This is a genomic window from Agrobacterium sp. 22117 (assembly GCF_052045735.1).
Classification (GTDB): Bacteria; Pseudomonadota; Alphaproteobacteria; order Rhizobiales; family Rhizobiaceae; genus Agrobacterium; species Agrobacterium cavarae.
Map to the genome: position 1 here is coordinate 502,965 of NZ_JBQEPP010000004.1, position 25,373 is coordinate 528,337.

The 25,373-nt window shown below is 57.9% G+C and carries 23 protein-coding genes; 18 read left to right on the plus strand and 5 right to left on the minus strand.

Annotated features, from left to right (window positions below; all coding sequences use genetic code 11):
• The first annotated feature begins 106 nt into the window (after window positions 1-106).
• From ACTJKV_RS14375 to ACTJKV_RS14385, 3 genes are read left to right on the plus strand one after another with little or no spacing between them, the layout of a single operon-like run.
• Window positions 107-2,248 (plus strand): GumC family protein, encoded by a 2,142-nt coding sequence (locus ACTJKV_RS14375; RefSeq protein ID WP_440598921.1) that lies wholly within the window; start codon window positions 107-109, stop codon window positions 2,246-2,248.
• Window positions 2,249-2,281: 33 nt separating this feature from the next.
• Window positions 2,282-3,556, plus strand: a complete 1,275-nt coding sequence (locus ACTJKV_RS14380; protein WP_440598922.1) for a lipopolysaccharide biosynthesis protein — start codon at window positions 2,282-2,284, stop codon at window positions 3,554-3,556.
• A 41-nt stretch (window positions 3,557-3,597) separates the two neighbouring features.
• Window positions 3,598-4,515: an ATP-grasp fold amidoligase family protein gene (locus ACTJKV_RS14385; RefSeq protein ID WP_313590872.1), complete on the plus strand. Its 918-nt coding sequence runs from the start codon at window positions 3,598-3,600 to the stop codon at window positions 4,513-4,515.
• Here ACTJKV_RS14385 and ACTJKV_RS14390 read toward each other — a convergent pair whose 3' ends face one another.
• Both ACTJKV_RS14390 and ACTJKV_RS14395 read right to left on the minus strand, forming a co-directional pair.
• Window positions 4,516-5,817, minus strand: coding sequence for an O-antigen polymerase (locus ACTJKV_RS14390; RefSeq protein WP_440598923.1), 1,302 nt, complete (start codon window positions 5,815-5,817; stop codon window positions 4,516-4,518).
• Window positions 5,818-5,956: 139 nt separating this feature from the next.
• Window positions 5,957-7,198 (minus strand): glycosyltransferase, encoded by a 1,242-nt coding sequence (locus ACTJKV_RS14395; RefSeq protein WP_440598924.1) that lies wholly within the window; start codon window positions 7,196-7,198, stop codon window positions 5,957-5,959.
• A 269-nt stretch (window positions 7,199-7,467) separates the two neighbouring features.
• Between ACTJKV_RS14395 and ACTJKV_RS14400 the strand changes: the two genes are divergently transcribed.
• The 4 genes from ACTJKV_RS14400 (at window position 7,468) to ACTJKV_RS14415 (ending at window position 12,899) form a co-directional block, all read left to right on the plus strand.
• Window positions 7,468-8,580: a glycosyltransferase gene (locus ACTJKV_RS14400; RefSeq protein WP_162743381.1), complete on the plus strand. Its 1,113-nt coding sequence runs from the start codon at window positions 7,468-7,470 to the stop codon at window positions 8,578-8,580.
• Window positions 8,577-9,656 carry a glycosyltransferase family 4 protein gene (locus tag ACTJKV_RS14405; RefSeq protein ID WP_440598925.1) on the plus strand — a complete coding sequence of 360 codons (1,080 nt, stop codon included), beginning with the start codon at window positions 8,577-8,579 and terminating at the stop codon, window positions 9,654-9,656. The genes ACTJKV_RS14400 and ACTJKV_RS14405 overlap by 4 nt, the downstream gene beginning before the upstream one ends.
• 71 nt (window positions 9,657-9,727) lie before the next feature.
• Window positions 9,728-10,984: a glycosyltransferase gene (locus ACTJKV_RS14410; RefSeq protein WP_440598926.1), complete on the plus strand. Its 1,257-nt coding sequence runs from the start codon at window positions 9,728-9,730 to the stop codon at window positions 10,982-10,984.
• 97 nt (window positions 10,985-11,081) lie between these two features.
• Complete coding sequence (locus ACTJKV_RS14415) at window positions 11,082-12,899, plus strand: alpha/beta fold hydrolase (protein ID WP_440598927.1); 1,818 nt, start codon at window positions 11,082-11,084, stop codon at window positions 12,897-12,899.
• A 126-nt stretch (window positions 12,900-13,025) separates the two neighbouring features.
• Here ACTJKV_RS14415 and secA read toward each other — a convergent pair whose 3' ends face one another.
• A complete protein-coding gene (gene secA, locus ACTJKV_RS14420) occupies window positions 13,026-15,743 on the minus strand; it encodes a preprotein translocase subunit SecA (protein ID WP_440598928.1) in 2,718 nt (905 codons plus the stop codon).
• Window positions 15,744-15,983: 240 nt separating this feature from the next.
• Between secA and ACTJKV_RS14425 the strand changes: the two genes are divergently transcribed.
• The 6 genes from ACTJKV_RS14425 to ACTJKV_RS14450 all read left to right on the plus strand — a co-directional run bounded on the left by ACTJKV_RS14425 (window position 15,984) and on the right by ACTJKV_RS14450 (window position 20,233).
• Window positions 15,984-16,847 (plus strand): peptidylprolyl isomerase, encoded by an 864-nt coding sequence (locus tag ACTJKV_RS14425; RefSeq protein ID WP_062423974.1) that lies wholly within the window; start codon window positions 15,984-15,986, stop codon window positions 16,845-16,847.
• Window positions 16,848-16,925: 78 nt separating this feature from the next.
• Window positions 16,926-18,167 carry a bifunctional glutamate N-acetyltransferase/amino-acid acetyltransferase ArgJ gene (gene argJ, locus ACTJKV_RS14430; RefSeq protein WP_440598929.1) on the plus strand — a complete coding sequence of 414 codons (1,242 nt, stop codon included), beginning with the start codon at window positions 16,926-16,928 and terminating at the stop codon, window positions 18,165-18,167.
• Window positions 18,168-18,185: 18 nt separating this feature from the next.
• Window positions 18,186-18,956, plus strand: a complete 771-nt coding sequence (locus ACTJKV_RS14435; protein WP_062423976.1) for a GNAT family N-acetyltransferase — start codon at window positions 18,186-18,188, stop codon at window positions 18,954-18,956.
• Window positions 18,956-19,369 carry an 8-oxo-dGTP diphosphatase MutT gene (gene mutT / locus ACTJKV_RS14440; protein ID WP_440598930.1) on the plus strand — a complete coding sequence of 138 codons (414 nt, stop codon included), beginning with the start codon at window positions 18,956-18,958 and terminating at the stop codon, window positions 19,367-19,369. Before ACTJKV_RS14435 ends, mutT begins: the two co-directional genes overlap by 1 nt.
• A gap of 143 nt (window positions 19,370-19,512) precedes the next feature.
• Window positions 19,513-19,830 (plus strand): hypothetical protein, encoded by a 318-nt coding sequence (locus ACTJKV_RS14445; protein WP_062423978.1) that lies wholly within the window; start codon window positions 19,513-19,515, stop codon window positions 19,828-19,830.
• 205 nt (window positions 19,831-20,035) lie between these two features.
• The gene (locus ACTJKV_RS14450) at window positions 20,036-20,233 is read left to right on the plus strand and encodes a Flp family type IVb pilin (RefSeq protein ID WP_062423979.1); all 198 of its coding nucleotides are present in this window, start codon (window positions 20,036-20,038) and stop codon (window positions 20,231-20,233) included.
• A gap of 33 nt (window positions 20,234-20,266) precedes the next feature.
• Here the strand turns inward: ACTJKV_RS14450 and ACTJKV_RS14455 are convergent, their stop codons facing one another.
• Entirely contained in the window at window positions 20,267-21,139 is an 873-nt protein-coding gene (locus tag ACTJKV_RS14455) for a methyltransferase domain-containing protein (RefSeq protein WP_440598931.1), read from the minus strand.
• 81 nt (window positions 21,140-21,220) lie between these two features.
• Here ACTJKV_RS14455 and ACTJKV_RS14460 point away from each other — a divergent pair, with 81 nt between their 5' ends.
• The 4 genes from ACTJKV_RS14460 to ACTJKV_RS14475 are packed head-to-tail and all read left to right on the plus strand — an operon-like array spanning window position 21,221 to window position 23,600.
• Window positions 21,221-21,979 (plus strand): ComF family protein, encoded by a 759-nt coding sequence (locus ACTJKV_RS14460; RefSeq protein ID WP_440598932.1) that lies wholly within the window; start codon window positions 21,221-21,223, stop codon window positions 21,977-21,979.
• A gap of 43 nt (window positions 21,980-22,022) precedes the next feature.
• Window positions 22,023-22,277 (plus strand): glutaredoxin 3, encoded by a 255-nt coding sequence (grxC, locus tag ACTJKV_RS14465; RefSeq protein ID WP_062423982.1) that lies wholly within the window; start codon window positions 22,023-22,025, stop codon window positions 22,275-22,277.
• A 37-nt stretch (window positions 22,278-22,314) separates the two neighbouring features.
• Window positions 22,315-23,175 carry a carbon-nitrogen hydrolase family protein gene (locus ACTJKV_RS14470; RefSeq protein ID WP_144620294.1) on the plus strand — a complete coding sequence of 287 codons (861 nt, stop codon included), beginning with the start codon at window positions 22,315-22,317 and terminating at the stop codon, window positions 23,173-23,175.
• The gene (locus ACTJKV_RS14475) at window positions 23,172-23,600 is read left to right on the plus strand and encodes a DUF1178 family protein (RefSeq protein WP_062444933.1); all 429 of its coding nucleotides are present in this window, start codon (window positions 23,172-23,174) and stop codon (window positions 23,598-23,600) included. Before ACTJKV_RS14470 ends, ACTJKV_RS14475 begins: the two co-directional genes overlap by 4 nt.
• Before the next feature lie 22 nt (window positions 23,601-23,622).
• On the opposite strand, the gene ubiG is transcribed toward ACTJKV_RS14475, so the two are convergent.
• Window positions 23,623-24,369, minus strand: a complete 747-nt coding sequence (gene ubiG, locus ACTJKV_RS14480; RefSeq protein WP_062423985.1) for a bifunctional 2-polyprenyl-6-hydroxyphenol methylase/3-demethylubiquinol 3-O-methyltransferase UbiG — start codon at window positions 24,367-24,369, stop codon at window positions 23,623-23,625.
• Window positions 24,370-24,585: 216 nt separating this feature from the next.
• Between ubiG and ACTJKV_RS14485 the strand changes: the two genes are divergently transcribed.
• On the plus strand, window positions 24,586-25,371 hold the full coding sequence (locus ACTJKV_RS14485) for an SH3 domain-containing protein (protein ID WP_440598933.1): 786 nt from the start codon (window positions 24,586-24,588) through the stop codon (window positions 25,369-25,371).
• Window positions 25,372-25,373 lie beyond the last annotated feature (2 nt).

Here is a 25,373-nt window from a genome sequence, read left to right on the forward strand (position 1 = left end):
CCATCTTTAAAGCTTGGACATCTCTGTTGCGCGGGTCATGGTGATGTTGTCCTCACCAGTTCCTCGTCTGCTTTTATGTGTTTGCGTTATGGGCCGGTGAACTGAGATGGCGATGAATCAGGGCGTGATGGACGGGGCGAACTATCGCGAACCCACGCATGGACCGGAAAACCTGCTGCGGCTCTTCGCTCTTCTATGGCGTAATATCCTCATTATCCTTTTGAGCGGACTGCTTCTGGCAGCTGCCGCCTTCGGCGTGTCGCTGCTCATCCCCAATTACTATTCTGCGACCACCCAAATCCTGCTTGATCCGGAAGGCTCCAGGATCTTGGAAAGCGATCTGACCGCCCAGCCGCGTGCGGTCGATTCTCACGTGCTGAACCAGCAATATCTGCTGACGTCGAATGAGCTTCTGACCCGCGTCGTCGAAAAGGAAAATCTGCAGAACGATCCAGACTTCGGTGCTTACAATTCCGAATATACCGACAGCAAAAGCCGCACACAGCTTGCGGTCGACAGACTGCGCAAGGCCGAGTCTGTTGCGATCGTCGGCAAGAGCTTCATCGTCAATGTCACTGTGAGATCCAGCAGCCCGGAGCAGGCGGCAAAGCTCGCCAATACGATTGCCGATACCTACCTGGAACTCCGTTCGGAGATGAATGCCGACACGCTGAAGCGCACGGGCGGTGGCCTCTCCGCACAGTTGGAGCAACTGCGAAAGGCCGTGGAAGATGGCGACCGTGCCGTTCAGGCCTACAGGGCAACCCACAACCTCGCCAACGTCGCCGGGCGTCCCGATATCGAGCAGCAGATTTCCGACACCAATGCGGAGATTGCGCGTCTATCCGGCACGATTGCAGAGAACGAGGCGCTGGTTTCCGAACTGAGGCAGGCGCGTAACGACCGGCAATATCTGCGATCGATCCCCGATTCCTCACTGACTCCATCGATCATTTCGCTCAGGGCCCGGTACCAGCAAAGCCAGGAGGAACAGGCCGTTCTCGCAACCTCGCTCGGCGCGCAGCATCCAGCGCTTCAGGCCGCAAGAGCGAGAACGCAGTCGCTTGCCACCATCCTCGACGACCAGCTTCGCAATTTCTCCACCACCACGTCGCGCAATCTCGACCGGCTGAAAAACCAGTTGGCCCTTCTTCAGGCCAATCTTGACCGGCTGACGCGCAATCAAAACGGCGAAGAAAGCACGATGGTGCAACTGCGCGAGCTTCAGCGCAAGCTCGACAGCGATCGTGCCGTCTACGAATCCTTCCTGCTGCGGACGCGCCAGCTTTCCGAGCAGCAGGGAACGCCGACGGAAAATTCGCGGATCATCTCCGTTGCCGAGGCGCCGTTGAAGAAGGCCGGACCGCCGAGAGCCTTGCTCGCCACCGGTGCCGGACTCTTTGGCATGATCCTGGCAGCCGGTATTCTGGTGCTGCGCGACCAGTTCGGGGGACGAAGCTCGGCGGTCGCTGCTGCTACCCCTTCCATTGTCAATCGCTTCAAGAGGGCGAAGCCGGAAAAGCCTGCGATCACGCCGCCTGAAGAAAAGCTTCAGACTGTTCCATCGACGCCGGTTTCGACGGTTGCACCTGTTGCTTTGCCAGAGCCTGTTCCCGAACCCGTAACTTTTGCGTCAGGCATCATACCTGCCAAGCGCAGCCGCGCGCTTCTGGCCAATGAGAAGGATGACTATGCGGGGCTTGTGAAGGAACTGTGCTCTTCGGTTCCTTTGGCACAGGGATATGCGGTGCTGGTGGCTGCCGTCGGACCGCAAAATCGCGCCTCGCATACGGCATTCAATCTGGCCCACGCTGCCGCGCGCTTGGGACGGCGCGTATTGTTGGCGGACGGTGCAAGCCGTGATCCGGCATTGACGCGCATGTTGCTGGACGCATCCTCCGCCGCCGCAGACAACGCTGTCATAGATGGTGATGAGCGTGGGAGAATTGTCGATTTCGAAGACACGGCGCTGATGAAATTCCTGCCCGCTGGTGCTGATCTCCAGGCTCATCTGTCGGGCAAAATGGTGAGCGAGGAAAACGAGGCTTTCGATCTTATCGTTGTCGATGGCGGGATTGCCAGTGCGCATCCCATCTCCGCACCGATTGCCAAGATGATCGACGAGGTCGTTCTCATGCAAAATGAGGACGATGCCGGAAGCACTGTTCTCTCGCTCGTGGCTCTCGAAGAAAGTGGGCTCAAGCAGGCACGGGTGGTTCGCCAAGACCGTACCGGCCTGCATTATTGAGGCCCGGTCTTGGCAGACAGTAGGCATCTCGCCATGAAGCGCATCCCATTCTGGCAGAAGGTCCTTGGAGCCACAGGCCTCAGCATTCTCTTCAATACCGGACTTCGCGGATCGACGCTCGTTCTGCGCTTCGCACTCTCCTTCTATATCGTTAAGTTCATGGGGCTGGAGGCGGCGGGCATCTATGGCCTGGCCCTTGGCGTCGTCACCACCGCGCCGGCGATCCTCGGATGGGGACTCAATTACTTCATCGCCCGTGATGTCAGTGGTAAATCGAACGGCGTGACCGGCGCCTATATGAAGACACGGCTTGCGGTGACGATTGCGTCCCTGTCCCTAATGACGCTGTTGGCCGTCGTTACGGCGTTCACGCTCGGTTATCCGATCAAACCTCTATATGTCGTCATCCTGATCATCGTCTGGCTAGAGACGATCGCCTGCGACATCCACATGCCCTTGATCTCCAAGGAGATGGCAAGCGCCGCCAATATCCTTTTCTTCCTGCGAACGACGTCCTGGGTCTTGCCCGTGATTGCTTTGGGTCTCGCCTTCCCAGCATTCCGCAACGTTGAAACAGTGTTCGTCGGCTGGTCGCTCGGGTATATCGGCATGTTTGTCGGCCTGTTTTACGCCCTGCGCCATTGGCCGCTCGCGCGCATCGCCAAAGCGCCAGTGCGCTATGACTGGATCAAGAGCCGTATGCGCCGCTCCTGGATGATCCATATCAGCGAGATTTGCAATGTCGGGCTTGTCTATGCCGACCGCTATATCATTTCGCTGTTGCTGACCTTGTCATTGACGGGTGTCTACACCTTCTATTGGTCGCTGGCCAATGCGTTGCAGACGTTGATCTCGACGGCTGTCCTGCAGATCGCCATCCCAAAATTATTCAAGGCTTACAACGACGGCTCCGCTGCGGAATGGCGGCGGATGATGGTCCGGCAATTTACCAAGACGGCCGTGGCCGGCCTCATTCTCGGCGTGGCGATTTTCGTTGCGGGAAGCGTGGTGGTGGAGGTCATGAACATGCCTGCGCTTATTGAGCACGAGGGTGTTTTTGCCCTGCTGCTGGTCACGGCTGCGGTCCGCGCCTGCACCGATCTCATGGGTTTTGGCATGAGCAGCCTCAGAAAGGACGGCCATTACGCCGTCGTCAATCTTTCCAGCGTTATTATCTCGATCGGCATGAGTTTTCTTCTCATCAGTACGTTGGGTTTCATGGGAGCGGGGCTCGCAGCGCTCCTGACGGCCCTGATCACAGCGAGTGTTTCGGCGCTCATGCTGTGGCGAGCTTCAAGGAATATTTAAAGCAATTGACGCCTGCTGAGGGCAGGCTAGAGGGGATGGGCATGGCAGTCGGTCAACCGCAGAAAACCGTGTTGGGGAAGCTTCTAAAGGCGCTCTATCACGCCACCATACACAGCCTGCCGATCAAACAGGCGACCCAACTGCAGTATTACCGCTATCACCGGCTTTGGCCCAACATCAATAACCCCAAGACGCTCAACGAACACCTGGTTGCGCGCAAGATTGCGTGGCGTGAACCAGCGGACGATCCGCGATTGATCATGCTGAGCGATAAGATCGCTGTCAAAGCCCATGTCGCCAAGGTTCTGGGTGAAGAGTGGGTGACGCCGACGCTTTGGCGGGGCAAGAACCTCGACGATTGTCCGCCCTTGCCGTTTCCCTATGTGATCAAGGTCAATCACGGTTCGGATCGGAACATCTTCGTCTATGGGCCTGACGATCTCGTCGGCGCCAAGGAGAAGTGCGACCTATGGCTACAGGGGCGTACCGCCTGGCGTCTTGCGGAAGAATGGTACAACCATATCGAACCGGAACTCTTCATCGAGCGCTTCATCGGCGAGAATGGCGAAGCTCCGGTGGACTACAAGCTGTTCTGTTTCGAAGACGATATTCCCTGCATCCAGATCGATACGGCCCGCTTCAGCGATCACCGCCGCTGCTTTTATGACGAACATTGGAATAAGCTGTCCTTCGGCCATTACTACCCGATGGAAGACAAGGAATTGCCGCGTCCGCCGCATCTCGATGCCATTCTCGCCGCGGCCCGCACCTTGGCGCAGGGCTTCGAATTCGTCCGCATTGACTTTTACGACAAGCCGTCGGGACCGGTTTTCGGGGAAATGACCTTCTCTCCGACGTCGGGATTTGGCGCCTTCCGTCCACCATCGACGGATGCCTGGCTGGGCACCTTCTGGCGCGATAATCCCAAAGGGCGGTTTCGCACATCGGCGGAGGGGTGATCAGCCTGCCGAGGGGAGGTCGTTGGTATCCGTGCGATCTGGGACAGTGAGAAGCCACGACAGGATGATGCCGCCCAGGAGCCACGCCGACACAACATAGACGTAGTAGAAGCTCGGGGTGAAGACCGCGTTGAACAGGAACAGGAACGCGATGTAACCGCAGGCCACGCGCCGCACGCCTAGGCCATTGCGTGGCAGGTCCGTGTGGACCCAAAGATGCAGCTTGCCGAAGTAGAAGCCAAAAAGCGTTGCGGCAAAAATGATGCCTGGGATGCCGAAATTGAGGTAGGCCTCGCCGAAGAGGGTGGGGCGCAGGCCTGCATGGAATTCGGGATCAAGCCCTGCGAGCGTCGTGGTGATGACGCCGGTGCGGTAGTCGTTTCGAAACTCGCTGATGAAGGCGGGGATCAGTGCGGTGTAACCGGCCAGATAGGTCATGCCGTGGTAGAACTGGCCTTTGAAGCCGCTCAAGATCCACGCGTAGTCGCGAAAATCCGAGAAGTTGTTGCCGTAGAAGATCTGGGCGCTCAGGCTGTCGATCAAGTCGGGTGCCGCCTGGCCCTCCGCAGACGAGCGCAATATGCCGAGGCCTACAGCGACAAGGATAAACGCGAAGGCGGAAGCACCGAAGACGAGAAGGTTGCGGTATCGGTAGGCGATGATGATGCAAATGACGAAGGCGAAGAGCGCTTCGATACTGGCGCCGCGCGTACCGATCATCAAGCCAAGGACGCTGCAGAAGAGGCCCATGGCAATGAATTTCCGGCCCCCGGCAAAACCATAGACCAGCAGGCTGATCGCGGTGGTCGGAAGAATGACAGCGTAGAGATTGATGACCGGGCGGATCGAGGGGTTTTCGAACGCGAATTCGCGACCCTCGAAGGGCCGGACTCCGAGAGCGAACAGCCCCGCCGTTGCCAGAAGAATGATGAGGAAGGACGCCCAAGCGCCGGTCCGCGTCTGCCAGAAAGAGTAACCGCTTTCAATGAAGTCGAAGAGGTAGCTTCGGCCTGAGCTGAATGTTGCAAGGCCCATGCCGACAATGAGAAAGACGACGCCAAGCACCGAGAGAAAGAAGGCCTGGTCGAGGTGCTGCCGGATAGCAAAGATTGCACCACCAACCGCCTCCATATTCTTCTCCGAGCCGGCGAAGATGGGCATGATGAGGACTGGCAGGACGGTGTAACGAAGCCAGAAATAGGAGGAGAGTGTCAGCACACCCCATCGCAAGAAGGAGCTGATGTAATAGAGGACGAAGATCAACCAGCCGAGAATGAGGATGAGCCAAGCGAGATTGGACATTTCCAAGCCTTGTTCACGTGCCGGGCTGCAAAATCGGCCAGCTGAACCCGCGTCGGTTCAGGCTACGTTTCGTTGCCATCACCATGCCCAAAATCTCTTAAGATATTGTTGACCATGTTTGTTGATCGGTGAAGGACATTTACGCCGTCTTGCCGACAGCGGCTTTGGTCAGAATCTTTTCCAGGCGGTCATAATAACCGGATTGCTCCGCTGTGCCATCAAATGAGGCGATCCCTGGAAACAGATCGTCGCGTCTCTGCCACCAACGCTCCGGGCCTATTGAGACTGCTTTCGCCAGCAGTCCAGCAAGCGCGCCCGGCTGCTCCGGATCGTAGCACCAGCCGGTTTTTCCTGCTTCGATGATTTCCGGCGTTCCGCCTCTCGTGCTGCCGATGACGGGAACACCATAGACGCCAGCCTCAACGAGGATACGGCTTTGCGGCTCGTGCCAAAGCGAGGGAACGACGACAGCATCGGCGATGCGATAGATTTCCTGAGGTGTGACGAAACCGCGAAACTCGACATTGGCCACTGAGCCAAGACGTTTGATACGGTCTTCCTCACCCGGGCGACCGCGTCCCGCGAGGACCAGACGGGCATTGCTCCCTGCAGGCAAAGCCTTGAAGGCCTTGATCAAGTCGGGAACGCCCTTTTCTTTTGCCAGCGCACCGAGGTAACCGAAGGTAAACACGCGCTCCACCGGTGTTGTGCGTCCAATGGCGCTTGTGTCGAAGGATTGCAGCGGCGTGTTCTTGTTGTGCATGACATGCCAGTCAGCTTCAACCAAAACACCGTTTTCGATGAAACGCTGCTTCACGAAGTTGCTGACGGCAATGACCGTCATGCCGTTTCCGCGTAGTCTCAAGCGACGATTGATCAGGCTGCAGTCGAAGCAAGGCGTTATGCAATTGTCCTCCCTGCGGAACATGCTGGTCTTGGGACAGAGCAAGGCGTAGTCTCGGAGATGCAGACAGATCGGTATCCCTGCGTCCTCGGCTGCCTGAAAAATCGCAGGCTGCATATAGGAGGAGTTTTGCGCGTAGATGAGATTGAAATTCTCGCGCCTGAAAAATTCTGCAAGTCCTTCCACGCAAAGCGCGCCGAAGGCCGTGCGCAGATGCCATGCGGCACGACGAGCAAAGTTCACCGAGGGCTTGAGGTGGCCGGGCAGGTAGCTGTTCTTCCAGGGCAGTCGAACCACGCGTACATTGCCGGCAAGTCTGGTTTCCCCTGGCGGCACCAGAGGGTCGCCGACTTTTCCGAGCGCCAGTACGGTCACATCATGCGTCTTGGCGAGCTCGATTGCTCCCGCGCGTGCAGATATCTCAGCGCCTCCCTCTTCCTGGGGAGCAAAAGTCTGCGAGACGATGCAGATTTTCACGCGTCTTCCCCTCGTTGATCGGGAGTGGTTCGTTACAATTGTTCCTAAATCGCAAACAACTCTTTAAATATGTTGAATAAACCTTCCTTGAGAAAGCATGTCTAAAGTCATTGCATCAATCAAGAGTTCTTCACTTCGAAGTCGGGAGGAAGGGCGCAGTTGAGCAAATCGGTGGCGAGCGCATGAATTCTGTTTTACAAAATCGCTGGGCAACAAAAACAACAACGCCGCGTATACCCAAGTCAATGGGTGGCCCAAGGGAAGAGACAATGAGGGTTCTGCACGTTTTTGAAACACTGCCGGGTGGGCCTGCGACATATCTCAGTGAGGTGGCGCCCCATCAGGTGGCAAAATACGGCGCAGCAAATATCAGGGTTATCGTCCCAGACCGACACTTGTCTCATGTGCAAAATATTCCATTGTCCTGTATCGCCACGTTCCGAAGGAATGGCCGGTACAAATCCCTTGCGGCGCTGGCACGTGCAGTCACGGAAGAGGTGCAATCGTTTCGTCCGGACGTGGTGCATGCCCATTCGACCTTCGCAGGTCTGGCGGTGCGCTTAGTCGGCGCGCTCAATCGAAATTTCCCCCCTGTCGTCTACTGTCCGCATGGATGGTCTTTCGACATGGAGACGCTTGGCCCTCTGCGTCCCGTCGCAAAGCTGGGTGAGCGCCTGCTTGCGCCCTTGTGCCAGAAGATCGTCGCCATCTCACAGCACGAATATGACAGAGGGATCGAAGCCGGTATTTCTCCCGACCGGATGGTTGTGATCGAAAACGGCCTGTCGAGCAATCGGCCCGTCGCCGTTCCGGTGGAATGGAGCGATCCGCGTCTCAAGGTGCTGTTTGTTGGACGCCTTGATCGGCAAAAGGGTGTCGATGTGCTTTTGAAAGCCGTCCAGTCGCTCGGTCGCGAGGTCGCAGTCAAAGTCATCGGTGCTCATGTCACGACGAAGGAAGAGCAAAACAAGCCCATCTCTGTTCCGGACAATGTCGAGCTTTTGGGATGGAAATCGCCCGAGGAGATTGCAGGCTACATGAATGCCTGCGACGTTGTGGTCATGCCGTCGCGTTGGGAGGGTTTTGGCCTTGTTGCGGTGGAAGCAATGCGTGCCAGGAAGCCGGTGATTGCTTCTGCAGTCGGTGGCCTTCGCTCGATCGTACGCCATGGGCAGACGGGCTTTCTGGTTCCCGCTGGCGATAGTGACGCTCTGGCGCAAACGATCGTGGCGCGCGATAGAGCGGGTTGGCGCGAGATGGGGCTTGCGGGATATATGCGTTTTCTATCCCGTTATCAGAGCGACAGGATGAACGGCGATATTGTCGATCTCTATGACCAGATAACGGGCAAGCAAACCGCCGAGGTTCGTGTGCTGGCATGACCACCTTCATCAATGGGCGCTTCCTCACTCAAACGACGAGTGGGGTTCAGCGCTTTGCCCGGGAAGTCGTCATTGCTCTCGACAAACGGCTGGCCGAAAACCCCACCGCGGACGAGTGGGTGCTGCTAACGCCGGAGGGAGCCACGGAAAGACTGCCGCTGCGTGCGATCACACAGCGGGCTGCGGGCCGGTCTTCCGGGCATGTATGGGAACAGACGAACCTCTACAAAGCCGCCCGGCACGGCAGGCTTATCAACCTTGGAAATAGCGGCCCCATCCTTCACTCGCGCGCGGTCACAGTCGTTCACGACGCGATGATTTTTCGCACGCCGGAGAATTTTTCGCGCAAGTACCGGCTGGTTCACGGGTTGTTGGGCCGTCTTCTTGCGCGCCGCGGAAAAATCGCCACGGTATCGGAGTTTTCAAAGCGAGAGCTCGAAAGCGCCTTCGGCACTAAGGATGTCGCTGTCGTTTCTAACAGCTGCGAGCACATGGCTGTGGTTGCCAGGGATGAGACTGTCGTGTCGCGATTGGGACTTGCGGATGAGCCCTATCTCCTGTTCGTCGGCTCGCGTACGCCGAACAAGAATATTAGGCGCGCCATGGACGCTATCCGGATGATGGGTTCAGCAGCGCCCAGGTTCGTCATCGCAGGCGCGCCCGCATCCAGCGTTTTTCAATCCTATGAGACGTCCGAACCGGAAGCAAATTCTGTCACCGATAAGATCGTCTTCACAGGCCGCCTGTCCGATGAGGAAATTGCTGGACTTTATGCCGGAGCGACGGCGCTTCTTTTTCCCAGCCTCTATGAGGGGTTCGGCATTCCGCCGCTGGAGGCCATGTTGCTGGGTTGCCCTGTATTGGCTTCGGACATTCCGCCGACCCGGGAGGTCTGCGGCGATGCGGCACTGTTCTTCGATCCCCTTCGGCCGGACGACATAGCGCGCGCGATCAACGAGGTTTTGCACAATCCAGAACATCGTGCAAAGATGATAGAGCGTGGCTACCAGCGTGCTCAAGAATTTTCTTGGGACAGGAGCGCAGGTCGCCTTCTTGATATTGTCGAGCAGCTTTAAGTAAAATTGAAGATACTTAAATGTAATAGTCGGCTGGCAGAGCGCCAGTTGAAAGAAAGTGAATCCAGTCGATGCGGATTTGTATCGTAGCCCAGACATTCGCGCCCCAGGAAGAGGGCGGTGCGGAGATCGTGGCGCGTATGTGCGCTCGGGAGTTGGCGCGCCATCACGAGGTCTTCGTTCTCTCGCTCGGTATGAGCGGCGACAGGCTAGCGCCGACGGGCGAAGCGACGGGTGAAGACGGTATCAGAGTCGTCCGGGTGAATTGGCACAACAGCTACCTCCCTGGACATAAAAAACCGTTGGTTGGACGCATCGAGAAGGCGCGCTGGCATCTCAAGGCGTCAGTGGGCGCCGTTTCAGCCAAGGAAATCAGGGAAATATTTGCGCGTGAGCAGGTGGACCTCGTCTACGCGCATAACTCGGCACGCATGCAACCGGCGCTCTTCGAGGCCAGCCGGCAATTGAATATTCCCTTATGTGTGCATCTGCATGACTACGCTCTGCTTTGTCCAAAATCGAGCATGTTCAACGCTGGCGGAAATTGCGATACCCCGTGCCTCAAATGTCGTGTTCTGACGTCGAGACTAAAATCGGATGGCGATGGAATGACCGCGATCGCGGTAAGCGAGGCGCTTAAACAGACCTATCTTCGGGCAGGCGTTCTCACCAAAGCGGACTGGCATGTGCTGAGGAACGAGAACCTCCGAGAGGATAAGCTTCATAGGCCTTCCGTTGGACGCGATAGCGCCCGTAGTGATATTTTCACCTTTGGCTATCTCGGGGCTCTGTCGGAAGAAAAGGGCATCGAAGATCTCATCCGCGCCTTTGTCGACATGCCGAACCGCGGCTCTGCCAAGCTTATTGTTGCGGGTCGAGGCCGAGAAGATTATGTCCGTCACCTGCAGTCCATCGCCGACGGCGCGCCAGTCACCTTCATGGGCTTTACGCCGCCGGAGGAGGTCTACGGAGTGGCGGATGCTGTCATTCTACCTTCTCGCTGGCGCGAGCCTCAAAGCCTCATCCTGATCGAAGCCGCGGCCTATGGTGTGCCGATCATCGCCACCAATCTTGGCGGTACACCCGAGATCGTGGAAGATATGAAAACGGGCTGGTGCTATGATCCAAGTGTGGCCGGATCGCTCGCCGGGGTGATGGAAAAGGCGCTGAAGATCGGTCATGGAAATTGGTGGGCGGAGCGCGATAAACTTTTTCCAGGTATCCGGGGCTTTAAAGGGACGGCTGAAGCATCGCGTTACTACGAACGGTTGAACGCACTTCTGGTTGAGGCGCAGAGGCCGGATCATCTACATCTTCAGGCTCTCTAAAGTAATAACTTTGGAAAAACACAGTATCTTTAGATTTTATTTAGCCGATTGTCCGATTTTTGCTTTTGCTCCATAGGTGCAAGCAGGGGAATTGAACATGAACGCCGGTTTCGCCTCCAGTCAGATGTATGTGTCTACGCAGCAGACACCTGTCGACCATCCGGTTACATTTGCGAACACGGTCGGTCTTTATAAGCCGGCGGATGTTTCCTTGAGCGGTGAGGGTGCCGACACGGCGGTCCTGTTCGTCAGTTCCTGGGGCTTTGAAGAGTTATGCGCACGTAAATTCTGGCGATTGCTTGCTGGCGATCTTGCGACGCGCGGCCTCTCGAGCATGCGCTTCGACTATCCCGGAACGGGTGACGCAATCGATCCAGTCGACTACGACAAGGGTCTCGATCTATGGCTCGACAGCATTCGCGGGGCAGCAGCGAAACTGCGGGAGCTGTCTCAGGTCCGCCAATTGATCCTCATCGGCCATGGTCTTGGCGCGCTGCTGGCCTGGAAAGCTGCGGAAACCATGGACAATGTGGTTGGTCTTGCGCTTGCCGCTCCCGCTTTGTCCGGTCGTCACTGGCTTCGAGAGTTCGTGGCCTTAAGTCGTGTCGCCAATCCCGATGCCCTGCAGCATAGGGCGCACGCATCAGGCCCCGCCATGGGCGAACAGGTCTTCCCTGATAGTCTCGCCGCCAGTCTTCGCACCATCGCCATATCGTCTTCCACAAGCGTACCTGCACGCAATATTTTTCTCTTGAAGCAGGAGAACCGTCCGGCCGACGAGCAGTTCGCAACCCATCTTGCCGCTCTGGATACCGAACTGCGGTCGGTGGTGTTTCCCGGCTACAACAACTTTGTACGCGACGTGCTTTTCTCGGTTCCGTCCCTGAAGGCCATCGAGATGCTCTCTGGCTGGGCTGCCGACGTCGCGGCAAAGCAGAGCGGCAAGACTGCAATGCCGCAGCAGGAAGTATTGTTGCAAGGTCTCTCTTCGCAACCACTGACGGGCGACGGGTTTCAAGAGCGCCCGGTCCGCTTTGGCGATCACAAACGGCTCTACGGCATCGTCTGCGAACCCCTTGGTCAGCGACAAGGTGCCACCGTCATCGTGTCTCCAACAGGCTATGAACGCATGTCGGGATGGGGGCGTATATCAGCTCAAATGTGCAGAGACCTTGCCCGCCAAGGCATTGCCTCGCTTCGCTTCGATGGAGCAAATGTTGCCGACAGCCCGCCTGCTGCGGGCGCGCCGGAGCAGATTCTCTATCATGCGAGCCAATTGACCGACGTCATGGCTGCCGTCGATTTTCTCGAAGCGGAAAACCAGCTTCCCGTCGTCGTGACCGGACGTTGCAGCGGCGCGTGGGTCGCCTTCAAGAGCGCCGTAAAAGACCCGCGGATCAAGGGCTGCGTGCCGGTCAATCTCTACGATCTCTATATTCCAGCCGACGTAGATGTGAACCTGTTTCTCCGCTCAACCCGTCAGTCGCTGTCTGGATATGGCTCCAAGTTTATGAGTGGAGCGCTCTGGAAGCGGGTGATGCGGGGTGAGGTGCGCGTGGTAAGCGGCCTCTCCAATCTTTTCAAGGCGTTGGTGGGGAAGGCGTTTTCCTTTCTCACCCCGCTTTCAGTGAAGTACCCTTATTTTTCCGAGCGCGCCCGTTCGCTCTCGCGCGACTTCGGCAAGCTGGCCCAAAACGATACAAGGGTCACCTTAATCTACTCCGAGGGAGACGCTGGTTTTGGAATGCTTGAGCGCAACTTCTGCCGGCGCGGGCGCCTGTTGAGAGGTTCATACGGCACGCCTAAGGTCGTCACGATCCCTAAGGCCGATCACAACCTCACCACCGCCGAGGCTCGCGAGGCTTGGACGCTGGAGTTGAAGACACTGGCCCTTCAACTTCCGCTCAAGCCTTAAGATCGGTTTCACAGTCTGTGAGGAAAAGCGGTCACCGTGGGGCTGTCCCATGGCGTGACCTTAAAAGAAAAGCGCGCCACCTGATTTAAACTCAGATGACGCGCTCATTGTTTTCAACGGTAAGGATCAAGCCTGCTCGAAAACACCGTGGCAGTGCTTGTACTTCTTGCCCGATCCGCATGGGCAGGCCTCGTTGCGACCGATCTTGCCCCATGTGGACGGATCGTTTGGATTGCGCTGTTCCGGTGGAACATAGACGTCTCCATTGCCGGCGGAGGCCACGGCAAATTCATCCTCACCGGTGATCGGGTCGAGATGATGCGCCGTCATTTCCGGAAGCTCGGCGGGCGGTGGCGGATCGCGCATCAGTTCGACACGCATCAGCTGGGCAGTCACCGCTTCACGCAGATTGGCGAGCAAGGCCTGGAAGAGTTCGAAGGCTTCCGCCTTGTATTCCTGAAGCGGATCGCGCTGTGCGTAACCTCGGAAGCCGACGACAGAGCGTAGGTGGTCGAGGTTGACGATGTGTTCGCGCCACAGATGGTCGATCGTCTGCAGAATGACGGAGCGCTCGACATAGGTCATTACTTCTGGACCGAAGCGCTCGGCCTTATCTGTCATGACCTTGTCTGCAGCTTCGGTGATGCGCTGAAGAATATCGTCTTCGGCAATACCCTCTTCCTTGGCCCAATCGTCGAGCGGCAGGTCGAGGTTGAGGGACTGCTGAACGCCAGCCTTCAGGCCTTCGATATCCCACTGTTCCGCATAGGCGTTTTCAGGGATGTGCTTGCCGACGAGAGCTTCGATCACTTCGTTGCGCATGTCCGCTGCGGTCTCGCCGATATTGTCGGCTTCCATCAGCTCGAGGCGCTGTTCGAAGATGACCTTACGCTGGTCGTTGAGAACGTCGTCGTACTTCAGCAGGTTCTTACGCGTTTCGAAGTTGCGGGCTTCCACCTTCTTCTGCGCGCGTTCGAGGGCCTTGTTGATCCACGGATGGACGATCGCTTCGCCTTCCTTGAGGCCCAGCTTCTGCAGCATCGAGTCCATACGGTCGGATCCGAAGATGCGCATCAGGTCATCCTGGAGCGACAGATAGAACTTCGAGCGTCCCGGGTCGCCCTGACGACCGGAGCGGCCGCGCAGCTGGTTGTCGATACGGCGGCTTTCGTGACGCTCGGTGGCGATGACGTAGAGGCCACCGCCCGCAAGCGCCTTTTCCTTCAGAACCTTGATCTCGTCGCGGATCGCCTGTTCCTTGGCGTCGCGCTCCTGACCAGGCTCCATGCCTTCCAGTTCGCGCTCAAGGCGCATGTCGACGTTGCCGCCAAGCTGGATGTCCGTACCGCGGCCCGCCATGTTGGTGGCGATGGTCACAGCACCAGGCACACCTGCCTGCGAGACGATATAGGCTTCCTGCTCATGGTAGCGGGCGTTCAGAACCTGGAAGTTCTCAAAGCCCGTCTGGCGCAGCATGGTGGCGAGCAGCTCGGATTTTTCGATCGAGGTCGTGCCGACGAGAACCGGCTGATTGCGCTCATGCGCTGCACGGATCTCTTCGATGATCGCCTTGAACTTCTCTTCGCCGGTCCGGTAAACCTCGTCGTCTTCGTCGATACGCTGGATCGGCAGGTTTGTCGGGACTTCCACGACGTCGAGGCCGTAGATGTTGTTGAACTCTTCCGCTTCCGTCGAGGCCGTACCGGTCATGCCGGCAAGCTTGGTGTACATGCGGAAATAGTTCTGGAAGGTGACGGACGACAGCGTCTGGTTTTCCGGCTGGATCTGCACCTTTTCCTTGGCCTCAAGCGCCTGGTGCTGACCTTCGGAGTAACGGCGACCCGGCATCATGCGGCCGGTGAATTCGTCGATGATGACGATCTCGCCGTTGCGGACGATGTAGTCCTTGTCGCGCTGGAACAGCTTGTGTGCCTTCAGAGCGTTGTTGATGTGGTGAACGATGGCCACGTTCTCCACGTCATAGAGCGATTCACCCTTGAGAAGGCCTGCGTCGCGCAGAAGATTTTCAAGCTTTTCGGTGCCCTGCTCGGAGAAGTTTGCCGAGCGCTGCTTCTCGTCGATTTCATAATCTTCCGGCGTCAACATCGGAATGAAGGCGTCGATCGTGTTGTAGAGATCGGAGCGGTCATCCAGCGGACCGGAAATGATCAGCGGCGTGCGCGCTTCGTCGACGAGGATGGAGTCTACTTCGTCGACGATGGCGTAGTTGTGGCCGCGCTGGACCATCTGCGCCTTGTCGTACTTCATGTTATCGCGAAGATAATCGAAGCCGAGTTCGTTGTTCGTCGCGTAGGTGATGTCGCAGGCATAAGCGTCGCGGCGCTCGTCGTCGTCCAGGCCATGCACGATCACGCCGGTGGTCAGGCCGAGGAAGCCGTAGAGGCGGCCCATGATGCTGGCATCGCGCTTGGCGAGGTAGTCGTTGACCGTCACCACATGCACGCCGTTGCCGGCAAGTGCGTTGAGGTAGACAGCAAGTGTCGCCACCAGCGTCTTGCCTTCACCGGTTTTCATTTCGGCGATCGCGCCTTGATGAAGGATCATACCGCCGGTCAACTGAACGTCGAAGGGACGCATGCCGAGAACGCGACGCGAAGCCTCGCGCGCAACGGCAAAGGCTGGGATCAGCAGGCTGTCGAGTGTCTTGCCTTCGGCCAGCTGCTGGCGAAATTCCACCGTCTTTGCGGCAAGCGCCTCATCGGAGAGCGCCTTCAACTCATCTTCGAGCGCGCCGATGGCTGCAATATTGGTGCGATAGGAACGAACGCGGCGATCGTTTGACGAGCCAAACAATTTGCGGGCGATGCCGCCGAGACTGACCATCCAACTGGCCCTTTCTGAAATTTCGTTTCGTCGGGCGCTTTCAGCGTCATCGGCAATAACGCACAAATGACGAACGACACCCCGAAACGCATCTGGACGCGAGATTGCGTGACAGATAAGAGGGGGGGCAAATGATGTCAACGGTTCTGCCCGTTACAGAATGGCCACATTCCGGTGTTTGGAAGTTTTTTCAGCCGGAAAACCACGTCTGGAGCCGGCTTTGTCTCCGAAAGGTTCAATATGTTGCGCTACAATAGAATCGCCGCTGCCGTGATCGTGGCCGGGCTTGGTCTTCACTTCCCTGCCTTCGCCCAGGAAGATGCCGTGGTGGCCACGGTCGGCGATCTCGAGATTCGTCAGTCGGAACTCGATCTGGCCATGAGCAATCTCGACTCCCAGCTGGCTCAGCTCCCGGATGAGCAGAAGAAGGTTGCCGCTCTTTCCAGTGCGATCGAAGTGAAGCTGCTGGTGGAGGGTGCGACTGCCGAAGGTCTGGACAAGACCGACGACTTTAAAAAGCGCCTGAATTTCATCTCCGACCGCGAATTGCACAACGCCTATTTCCGCAAGCACGTGGCTGACGCGATCACCGATGCCGAAGTGAAGGCACGTTACGACAAGGAAGTCGCCGCACTTCCGAAGGAAGAAGAAGTCAAGGCTGCCCACATTCTGGTCGCGACGGAAGAAGAAGCCAAAGACGTGATCAAGCAGCTCGATGCCGGCAAGGATTTCGCGGAACTGGCAAAGGAAAAGTCGACCGACTCCAACAAGGATGACGGCGGCGATCTCGGCTGGTTCGGCAAGGGCCGCATGGTTCCGGAATTCGAAGAAGCCGCATTCAAGCTGGAGAAGGGCGCCTACACCAAGGAGCCGGTCAAGTCGCAATTCGGTTTCCACGTCATCAAGGTCGAAGACAAGCGCATCTCGCCTCCGCCAGCCTTCGAGCAGGTCGAGCCGCAGGTTCGCCAACTCGTCATGCGTGACAAGTATATGGATCTCATCAAGAAGGCCAAGGCCGAACAGAAGGTCGATATCAAGGACGAAACGCTCCGCAAGGAATACGACGAGGTCAATAAGGCGCAAGACGCTCAGCCGCAGCAGTAAGTGCCTCACGCATGAGGGCGGCGTTCAGCCGCCCTTTTCTCGCTTCCAGCATTGTCTTTCCTAACGCAGGTCGATTCCATGTCCGCTGCCGTCTCCCCACTTGCTCCAAAATCCTATCCTGAGATGCCCGTCATCCGCGGTGTGCGCATGGCGACGGCTGCTGCTGGCATCAAGTACAAGAACCGAACCGACGTTCTCTTGATGGTGTTTGACGAACCGGCCGCCGTTGCTGGCGTGTTCACCAAGTCCCGTTGTCCATCCGCACCGGTGGATTATTGCCGTGCCAACCTTGCGGGCGGCATCGCGCGGGCGGTCGTGGTCAATTCCGGTAACGCGAACGCATTTACCGGACAGAAGGGCAGGGCAGCGACCGAGCTGACGGGTAAATCCGCCGCCGCCGCCGTCGGGTGCAGCGAAAGAGAAGTGTTTCTGGCATCCACCGGTGTGATCGGCGAACCGCTCGACGCTTCGAAATTTGCCGGCGTTCTCGATCAGATGAATGCCGATGCCAAGGGCGATTTCTGGCTCGAAGCCGCAAAGGCCATCATGACCACGGATACCTATCCGAAGGTCGCAACGCGCACCGCCAAGATCGGCGCCGTTGAGGTCACGATCAATGGTATCGCCAAGGGTGCGGGCATGATCGCACCCGACATGGCGACCATGCTTTCCTACGTCGTGACTGACGCCGACATTGCATCGCCCGCCTTGCAGGCGCTTTTGTCCGCAGGCGTCGGCCCGACGTTCAACTCCGTGACGGTCGACAGCGATACATCGACCTCCGATACCTTGATGCTGTTTGCCACCGGCGCTGCTGCTGCCGACGGTCAGGCGCGTATCGAAAACGCTGACGATGCGCAGCTCGAAGGCTTCCGTGCCGCACTTAACGACCTCCTTAAAGACCTCGCTCTTCAGGTCGTGCGGGACGGCGAAGGCGCGCGCAAGATGGTGGAAGTGACGGTCACCGGCGCTGAAAGCGATGCTGCCGCCAAGAAGATTGCGCTTTCCATCGCCAACTCTCCGCTGGTCAAAACAGCAGTTGCCGGAGAAGACGCCAATTGGGGCCGCATCGTCATGGCCGTCGGCAAGTCCGGCGAGCTTGCCGATCGTGACCGGCTGGCCATTTCGTTCGGACATGTGCGTGTTGCCGTCAATGGTGAACGCGACCCGTCCTATTCCGAAGCGGAAGCCACTGCCGTGATGAAGCAGCAGGATATTCCGGTAAAGGTGGATATCGGGCTTGGTAGTGGCACGGCTACAGTTTGGACTTGCGATCTCACCAAGGAATATGTCGAAATCAACGGCGACTACCGGAGCTAAACGGTGGAGGCCAAACCCATGCATAGCAGTGCCGTCAATTTGCCGCTCGTTCGCCGCCTGGAGGCGGTGAGCTTTCGTGCCTGGCCGGCTTCGTCGGTCATTTATGATGGCAGTTGGCAAATCCGGTTGACGGGCTCGCATCCCTCCAAGCGCATCAATTGTGTCGTGCCTCTGGATCCGTCCGATTACGGCAATTGCGATGTGCGACTGGAAAAGGCGCGCCGTCGCTTCGAGGATTTTGGCAGACCGCTGATCATTCGCGAGACGACGCTGATGCCGCCTGAACTCAGGGCGCACCTCTACGATAATGGCTGGACCGTTTTCGAAGAGGTAAAGGTGATGACGGCCGATCTGGTTAACGCCGAATTGCCGGAGACCATGGCCCATCTCCCGACCCACGATATCGGCAGGTTCGTAGAAGCGAGTCTCAAGGTGGGCAACGAAGACCTATCCCTCCGCTCTCCGATCGCTGAGATCGTCAGTTCGATCAAGCCCAATCTCGGCCTCTTCATCAAGGAAGAGGTAGAAGGTGATCCGCACGCCACCGTCATCTGTGTGCAGGACAATGATCTCGCAGGTGTTCTTTCCCTCGAAGTAGCAAGCGCTGCGCGGCGCATGGGTGTAGGCAGTGAAATCCTCACCTCGGCATTGCGTTGGGCTCGGATCAGCGGCGCAAAGACGGCGTGGCTGCAGGTCGTCTCAACCAATGTGCCGGCGCTCGCTCTTTATGAGAAGTTCGGTTTCGAAGAGGCTTATACCTATCGCTATTGGGGCAAGGACAATTCGTGATGGATGAGCCGTTCAAGAAGATCCTGCTTGTCGCGGCTTGCGCCCTTGTGGATCACGATGGCCGGATACTTCTCGCTCAGCGACCGGAGGGCAAGTCGCTTGCCGGACTCTGGGAATTTCCCGGTGGCAAGGTCGAGCAGGGCGAAACGCCTGAAGAGACGCTGGTGCGTGAACTGAACGAAGAGCTCGGCATTACCACCAAGGTCGCCTGCCTTGCACCGCTCACCTTTGCCAGCCACACCTATGAGACGTTTCATCTGCTGATGCCGCTTTACGTCTGTCGCCGCTATGAAGGCATACCCCATGGGCGGGAAGGCCAGATTGTAAAATGGGTCAGGCCGCAGGCTCTGCGCGACTACCCCATGCCGCCTGCTGACGAGCCTCTCATCCCCTACCTTCAGGATCTTCTCTGAAATTTCTGTGAAAAGGCTGGAAAGCAGCGCTTTTCAACCCGCCTACGCGTCCCGAAACGGCACGCCGTTAACCGATCGTTTAGCAAGCTCTGGCACATTGCAGTGCTGAAGATTTGGTAAATGGCGCGTAGTGAGGCCGAGTGATGAATGAGGATTTCTGGAAAACCGTTGAAGACCGCCAGTCTTATTCCGCCAAGTCACGCCGGATCGGCGTTTTAAACGTTGCGCTTTTGTTTGGCATGGTGGCAATCGCGCTCTCATTGATCGTAACGCCGATGCTGGCCGGCAAGACCTCGCCCGCACGCTTTGCGCAGGTGCCGGACAATATCGACATGATCAGCACCGGTTCGATCAAGCGCGGCGATCAGCCAACGACCTACAGCATTCGTCGCAGCATCACCCAGCCCATGCCCGGGTCCGTCTGCATCGTAGATGGCTATAACAGCGGGCGCGACTGCTGATCCGTCTCGCAATAGGTCAGTATTGCAAGATATGGGGCGTGGTTTAAGCGTCTCTTTAGTACAGCAACAACCAATGCCACTGGTTCACTACCTATCGGAGAAAAGTCGAAGGCACGGTAACGAAATAGATATGTTGTTGATCCATTATCGCAAGCATGTTGATTGAGGACGTTTCTATTGCGTCTGTCCGGCAGGGGTTTGTGATTTGCACGGAAAAAATTGTATCTCGCGTTACTTTTGGAATTTCGTCACTGATACGCGCGGCGCGACCGCCGTGGAATATGGCCTTCTGATCGGCATTATTGGCGGCGCCTTGATTCTTGGACTGGGTGGCGTGCGTGACAGTCTCCTGGGCGTGTTGACGACCATTGTCGAAGCCCTCACCAACGCCTTGCCCTCCTGAAAGTATCCGCTTTTAAGCACAAGCGGGCCACCTTCAGGAGCTTTTTCCCTTCAATGCATCTGCAAGCCTGACGTTGGCAGAGCCGGGTTTCAGCGGCTTCTGCTGGCTCTCATGCGGTGCCCATCCTGACATGTAGATGAGGGAGAAGGTGGCCCTGATCCGTCCATCTGGATCGCTGTATCGTTCCGCGTAAAGCTCTGCTGCACGCATGAAGAAGCGTCGGGTAAGCGGCGTACGGCTGCGGCCCATAAGCGGATTTGCCATGCCCATGGCGCGCAGGTCGCGCATCAGCGGGAAGATGGAATCGTAGCGCACCGTATAGGTTTCCGTATCCGTGACCGGCAAGGCAAATCCCGCGCGCTGCAAGAGCGCGCCGATATCGCGCACATCAGCAAAGGGAATGACGCGTGGGCTTGCGCCGCCAAGCAGTTCCACCTCCGTTGCCAGAAGAACGTCGCGAAGTTCCTGCAGCGTGCCGCTGCCGGGAAGGGCGGCGAGAAACAGGCCATCCGGCTTCAGCGCCTTGCAAATCTGGATCAGCGTTCCCGGCGTGTCATTGGTCAAATGCAGCGAGAGCGGTGAGATCACGAGGTTGGCGGAAGCAGGCTCAAGCCCGAGGTCTTCGAGGGATGAGATTTTCGAGTTCGGCTCACGGACAAGAAATTCGTCGCTGGTCTCGATCCGGGTCATCGAGCCTACCTTGCCGGTTTCCATGACCCGCTGGGCGGTAACACCCGTCGCGCCATGCAGCTCGATCGCGGTATCGAAATGGCGCTCGACGATCGCAATGCGGTCGGCGATTTCGTCTGCAGCAATATTCAGCAAAAAGTGAGCCTGACGATCTCCAATCTGCAATGCGCGCTCGCGGTGGCGTTCAATAAGTTGAGGGTCGAAAAGAATGTCCATTGGCGAACCTGTGATAACTTTGCTGTCGCAAAGGCACCCCTTTCCCCCTATTGTCAAGCGCGGGAGCATAAGGGGAAGGCGATGATTTCAAGGCAGATTGTCGTAGGGCCCCTGCATCGGCTGCTTCGCTATGTCAGTGATGTCATCTACCCGCCGGCCTGTGCAGGCTGCGGTCGCGCCACAGGTGGCGCCGGGGCCTTCTGTGTTCAATGCTGGCCAGAGATAAAATTCATCGAGCGGCCCTATTGCGAGGTTCTCGGCATCCCCTTCGTCTATGATCACGGCGAAGGAATGGTCTGCGCGGAAGCCATATCCAATCCGCCGAGCTTCGATCGCCTCAGGTCCGCGACGATTTACGACGGTCCGGCCCGCAAATTGGTCCACCAGTTGAAATATCAGGACCGCACGGACCTCGCTGGCCTGATGGCATTGTGGATGGCACGAGCAGGCGGCGAAGCGCTTACTCAATGTGATTGCATCATTCCTGTTCCGCTTCATCGCTGGCGGTTTTTCTCGCGCCGCTTCAATCAATCCGCCGAACTTGCCAGGCATCTTGCGGCGATTGCCGGAAAGCCTTTTCTGCCGGCGACCCTGATCAGGGTGAAGTCGACCAGCCGTCAGGTAGGGCTTTCGGCTGTTGCGCGAAAGAAGAACGTGCAAGGCGCCTTTGCGCTTTCGCCGGGGCAGGAGGCCGAGATTTTCGGCAAGCGTGTGGTGCTCGTTGACGATGTCTGCACCACTGGCGCCACGGTCTCGGCGGCGGCAAAGCGGCTGAAAAAATCAGGCGCGGCGCAAGTGACGGTTTTGACCTTTGCAATGGCCATATCCGGGCCTATATGAGACGCAAAATTCATGCTCCACGCAGCTTTAGAGGTTGAGATATATGGCATCCGTTACGATCTATACGCGCGATTTCTGCGGCTATTGCGCCCGCGCCAAGGCCCTGTTGCAGAGCAAGAACGTGAATTTCACCGAATATAATGCGACGGAAAATCCGCAATATCGCCAAGAAATGATGGACAAGTCCGGTCGTAACACCTTCCCGCAGATCTTCATCGGCGAGCAGCATGTCGGTGGCTGCGACGATCTTCACGCGCTCGATCGTGACGGAAAGCTCGATCCGCTTCTGGCAGCTTAACAGCCGATCATTTCAAATGGACATTGGGAAGAGAGACATGAGCTTCAAGGCCGCCGCAATCCAGATGTGCTCCGGAACGGATCCGAAGCGAAACGCCGAAGCCATGGAGAGGCTGGTGCGCGACGCTGTGGCGCAAGGTGCCGTCTATGTGCAGACGCCTGAGATGACCGGCGCTTTGCAGCGCGACCGTGCCGCACTCCAGGCCGTTTTGAAAGACGAGACCTGCGACATCATCGTTTCCACCGCAGCCAAGCTTGCGCGTGAACTCGGGATCTATGTTCATGTGGGCTCCACGGCGATTGCACGTCCCGACGGCAAGATCGCCAATCGTGGTTTTCTCTTTGCACCGGATGGAGACCGCATCTGCACCTATGACAAGATCCACATGTTCGATGTCGATCTCGACAATGGCGAGAGCTGGCGTGAAAGCGCCACCTATCAGCCGGGTGAAGCAGCACGCGTTGCGGAACTTCCGCTGGCGACCTTTGGTTTCGCCATCTGCTACGACGTCCGCTTCCCGTCGCTCTTCCGTGCGGAAGCCGTCGCCGGCGCGCAGGTTCTGACGGTTCCTGCAGCCTTTACCAAGCAGACCGGCGAAGCCCATTGGGAAATTCTTCTGCGTGCGCGCGCCATCGAAAATGGTGCCTTCGTCATCGCCGCGGCTCAGGGCGGGCAGCATGAAGATGGCCGTGAAACCTTTGGCCATTCGATGATCATCGACCCTTGGGGCAGGGTGCTGGCTTCTGCCGGCGGTGCTGGTGAAGAGATCATCGTTGCCGATATCGATCCTGAACAGGTTTCCGCCGTTCGAGGCAAGATCCCCAACCTGAAGAACGCGCGCGACTTTCAACTCGATACGGTGGCGTCCAGGGCGGCTTCGCGGAGTGCGCTTGCTTGATCCGCTACTCGCTGACCTGTGACCATGCGCATGCCTTCGATGGATGGTTCTCGGGCAGCGCCGATTTCGATAGCCAGCGCGAGCGTGGGCTCGTTAGCTGCCCGGTGTGCAATTCACAGGCCATCGACAAGACACTGATGGCGCCTTCAGTCTCGACCGGACGGAAGAAAGAGGCGATGCACACGCTGGCGATGGATGCGGGGAAAAAGGAAGTCCTGGCAAAAATCAGGGAAACGGTCGCGAGCATCCGGGCCAGCGCCGAAGATGTCGGTGACAAATTTCCGGAAGAGGCCCGCAAAATCCACTACGGTGAGGCGCAAGAGCGCGGCATCATCGGTCAGGCATCCATAGAGGATGTGAAAGCGCTTGTGGACGAAGGAATCGAGGTAGCACCTCTTCCCCTTCTCCCCGACGATGTGAATTGAAGCCTCGGCTTCAAACACGCTCTCAGGCCGGGCGTTTGGCCAGCATCATGTAGTTGACATCCATATCGGGGGACAGGTTCCACCGGTCCTGCAGGACGTTGTAGAAAACGCCGGTGCGGTGAACGATCTCCAGGCCGTTGGCGGTTAAAGGACGTTCTACTTCCTCGGGTCGCACCAGCTTTTCATATTGATGTGTTCCGCGTGGCAACCACTTCAAGACATTTTCGGCAGCAAAGATGGCGAGTGCGCGTGCCTTCAGCGTTCTGTTGATTGTTGCGACGAACATCAGCCCGCCGGGGCGAACCATCTGCGCGCAGGTGTTTAGAAAGAGGTTCACGTCGGCCACGTGCTCGACCACCTCCATGTTGAGGATCACGTCAAACGTCTCACCCGCCGCCTGCAACTGTTCGGCGGTCACTGCCCGATAGTCGACGGGAACGCCGCTTTCGCGCGCATGGGTAGACGCAATGCCGATATTTTTCTCAGAAGGATCGGCGCCAACGACCTCGGCGCCCATGCGAGCCATCGGCTCGGACAGCAGCCCGCCCCCACAGCCGATGTCGAGGAAGCGCAAACCCTCCAGCGGCCGATGAGCCTTCGGGTCGCGGCCAAAATTTTCACACACCCGGTTGCGGATAAATTCGAGCCTGACGGGATTGAATTTGTGCAGCGGACGGAATTTCCCGGTCGGGCTCCACCACTCTGCGGCCATGGCGGAAAAGCGATCCACTTCGCTCTGGTCGATCGTCGTTTTCGCGGTCTCGCTCATGGTCATCTCCTGAATGTCTTCTAGCCTGAAGTCGGATGATTGGGTGGTGAAGTCAAGGGTCGGGCTTCCACAGCTGGGATCATTCACCGCGATCCATCGACGCAAGGAACTGTTTTAGCGGGCTTTTCGTTTCATGCTGCGTTCAGCAAGGGGAGCGTATTTTTCCCATACTGATTGCCGACATCGGTGGCCAGGCCTTTGCTTGAGGAGAAAAAAGTGAAGAAGAAACTATTTGGAGCGATTGCGCTCCTGGCGCTCATGGCCGCACCTGCGCTCGCTGAAGCAGCGACGCGCGGATTTGCGACCGCAAACGTCAACATGCGCTCCGGCCCGAGCACCGCCTATCCTGCCGTCGTGGTCATTCCGGATGGCGCGCCGCTCACTATCCACGGCTGCCTGTCCGATACGCCCTGGTGCGACGTGTCGTTTAGCTATGGACGCGGCTGGGTGGCCGGGCGCTACATTCAGGCGCTCTATCGCCAGAACCGTGTCTATGTCGAGCCACGCTACTATCGCGATCTGGGTGTTCCGGTCATCACCTTCGAAGTGGGCCGCTATTGGGATCGCTACTATCGCGACCGTGACTTCTACCGCGAGCGCGATCGCTGGCGTCGCCCGCCGCCTGCCGGTGGCTACTGGAATGCGCCGCCGCCATGGGCCGATCGCGATCGTCCGCGTCCGCCGCGGGAAGAATGGCGCGACAGGCGCGGTCCTGGCCCCAATGACGGACGCTGGGAAGAGCGTTACGGCCATTGGAATCAGGGCGACCGTGACCGTCGTGAGCGTGAGGAGCAGCGGATGGAGCGAGACAGGGAGCGTCAACGTGACCGTGACGGCGATCGCCCCCGTTGGGAGCGCGACCGCAACAGAGATGGCGAGCGTGATCGCAACTGGAATGATGGCGAGCGCCAACGTCGCTGGCAGGAGCAGCAACTGGAGCCGTCCAATCAGGGCGGCGGAATGTGGTGCCGCCCCGGAGATCGTAACTGCGAAAACCGTTAAAA

What these genes read in the sequence shown, in the direction of transcription:
- ACTJKV_RS14375 (WP_440598921.1), top strand. Translation starts at nt 107, where the DNA reads ATGGCGATGAATCAGGGCGTGATGGACGGGGCGAACTATCGCGAACCC.
- ACTJKV_RS14380 (WP_440598922.1), top strand. Translation starts at nt 2,282, where the DNA reads ATGAAGCGCATCCCATTCTGGCAGAAGGTCCTTGGAGCCACAGGCCTC.
- ACTJKV_RS14385 (WP_313590872.1), top strand. Translation starts at nt 3,598, where the DNA reads ATGGCAGTCGGTCAACCGCAGAAAACCGTGTTGGGGAAGCTTCTAAAG.
- ACTJKV_RS14390 (WP_440598923.1), bottom strand. Translation starts at nt 5,817, where the DNA reads ATGTCCAATCTCGCTTGGCTCATCCTCATTCTCGGCTGGTTGATCTTC.
- ACTJKV_RS14400 (WP_162743381.1), top strand. Translation starts at nt 7,468, where the DNA reads ATGAGGGTTCTGCACGTTTTTGAAACACTGCCGGGTGGGCCTGCGACA.
- ACTJKV_RS14405 (WP_440598925.1), top strand. Translation starts at nt 8,577, where the DNA reads ATGACCACCTTCATCAATGGGCGCTTCCTCACTCAAACGACGAGTGGG.
- ACTJKV_RS14410 (WP_440598926.1), top strand. Translation starts at nt 9,728, where the DNA reads ATGCGGATTTGTATCGTAGCCCAGACATTCGCGCCCCAGGAAGAGGGC.
- ACTJKV_RS14415 (WP_440598927.1), top strand. Translation starts at nt 11,082, where the DNA reads ATGAACGCCGGTTTCGCCTCCAGTCAGATGTATGTGTCTACGCAGCAG.
- secA (WP_440598928.1), bottom strand. Translation starts at nt 15,743, where the DNA reads ATGGTCAGTCTCGGCGGCATCGCCCGCAAATTGTTTGGCTCGTCAAAC.
- ACTJKV_RS14425 (WP_062423974.1), top strand. Translation starts at nt 15,984, where the DNA reads ATGTTGCGCTACAATAGAATCGCCGCTGCCGTGATCGTGGCCGGGCTT.
- argJ (WP_440598929.1), top strand. Translation starts at nt 16,926, where the DNA reads ATGTCCGCTGCCGTCTCCCCACTTGCTCCAAAATCCTATCCTGAGATG.
- ACTJKV_RS14435 (WP_062423976.1), top strand. Translation starts at nt 18,186, where the DNA reads ATGCATAGCAGTGCCGTCAATTTGCCGCTCGTTCGCCGCCTGGAGGCG.
- mutT (WP_440598930.1), top strand. Translation starts at nt 18,956, where the DNA reads ATGGATGAGCCGTTCAAGAAGATCCTGCTTGTCGCGGCTTGCGCCCTT.
- ACTJKV_RS14445 (WP_062423978.1), top strand. Translation starts at nt 19,513, where the DNA reads ATGAATGAGGATTTCTGGAAAACCGTTGAAGACCGCCAGTCTTATTCC.
- ACTJKV_RS14455 (WP_440598931.1), bottom strand. Translation starts at nt 21,139, where the DNA reads ATGGACATTCTTTTCGACCCTCAACTTATTGAACGCCACCGCGAGCGC.
- ACTJKV_RS14460 (WP_440598932.1), top strand. Translation starts at nt 21,221, where the DNA reads ATGATTTCAAGGCAGATTGTCGTAGGGCCCCTGCATCGGCTGCTTCGC.
- grxC (WP_062423982.1), top strand. Translation starts at nt 22,023, where the DNA reads ATGGCATCCGTTACGATCTATACGCGCGATTTCTGCGGCTATTGCGCC.
- ACTJKV_RS14470 (WP_144620294.1), top strand. Translation starts at nt 22,315, where the DNA reads ATGAGCTTCAAGGCCGCCGCAATCCAGATGTGCTCCGGAACGGATCCG.
- ubiG (WP_062423985.1), bottom strand. Translation starts at nt 24,369, where the DNA reads ATGAGCGAGACCGCGAAAACGACGATCGACCAGAGCGAAGTGGATCGC.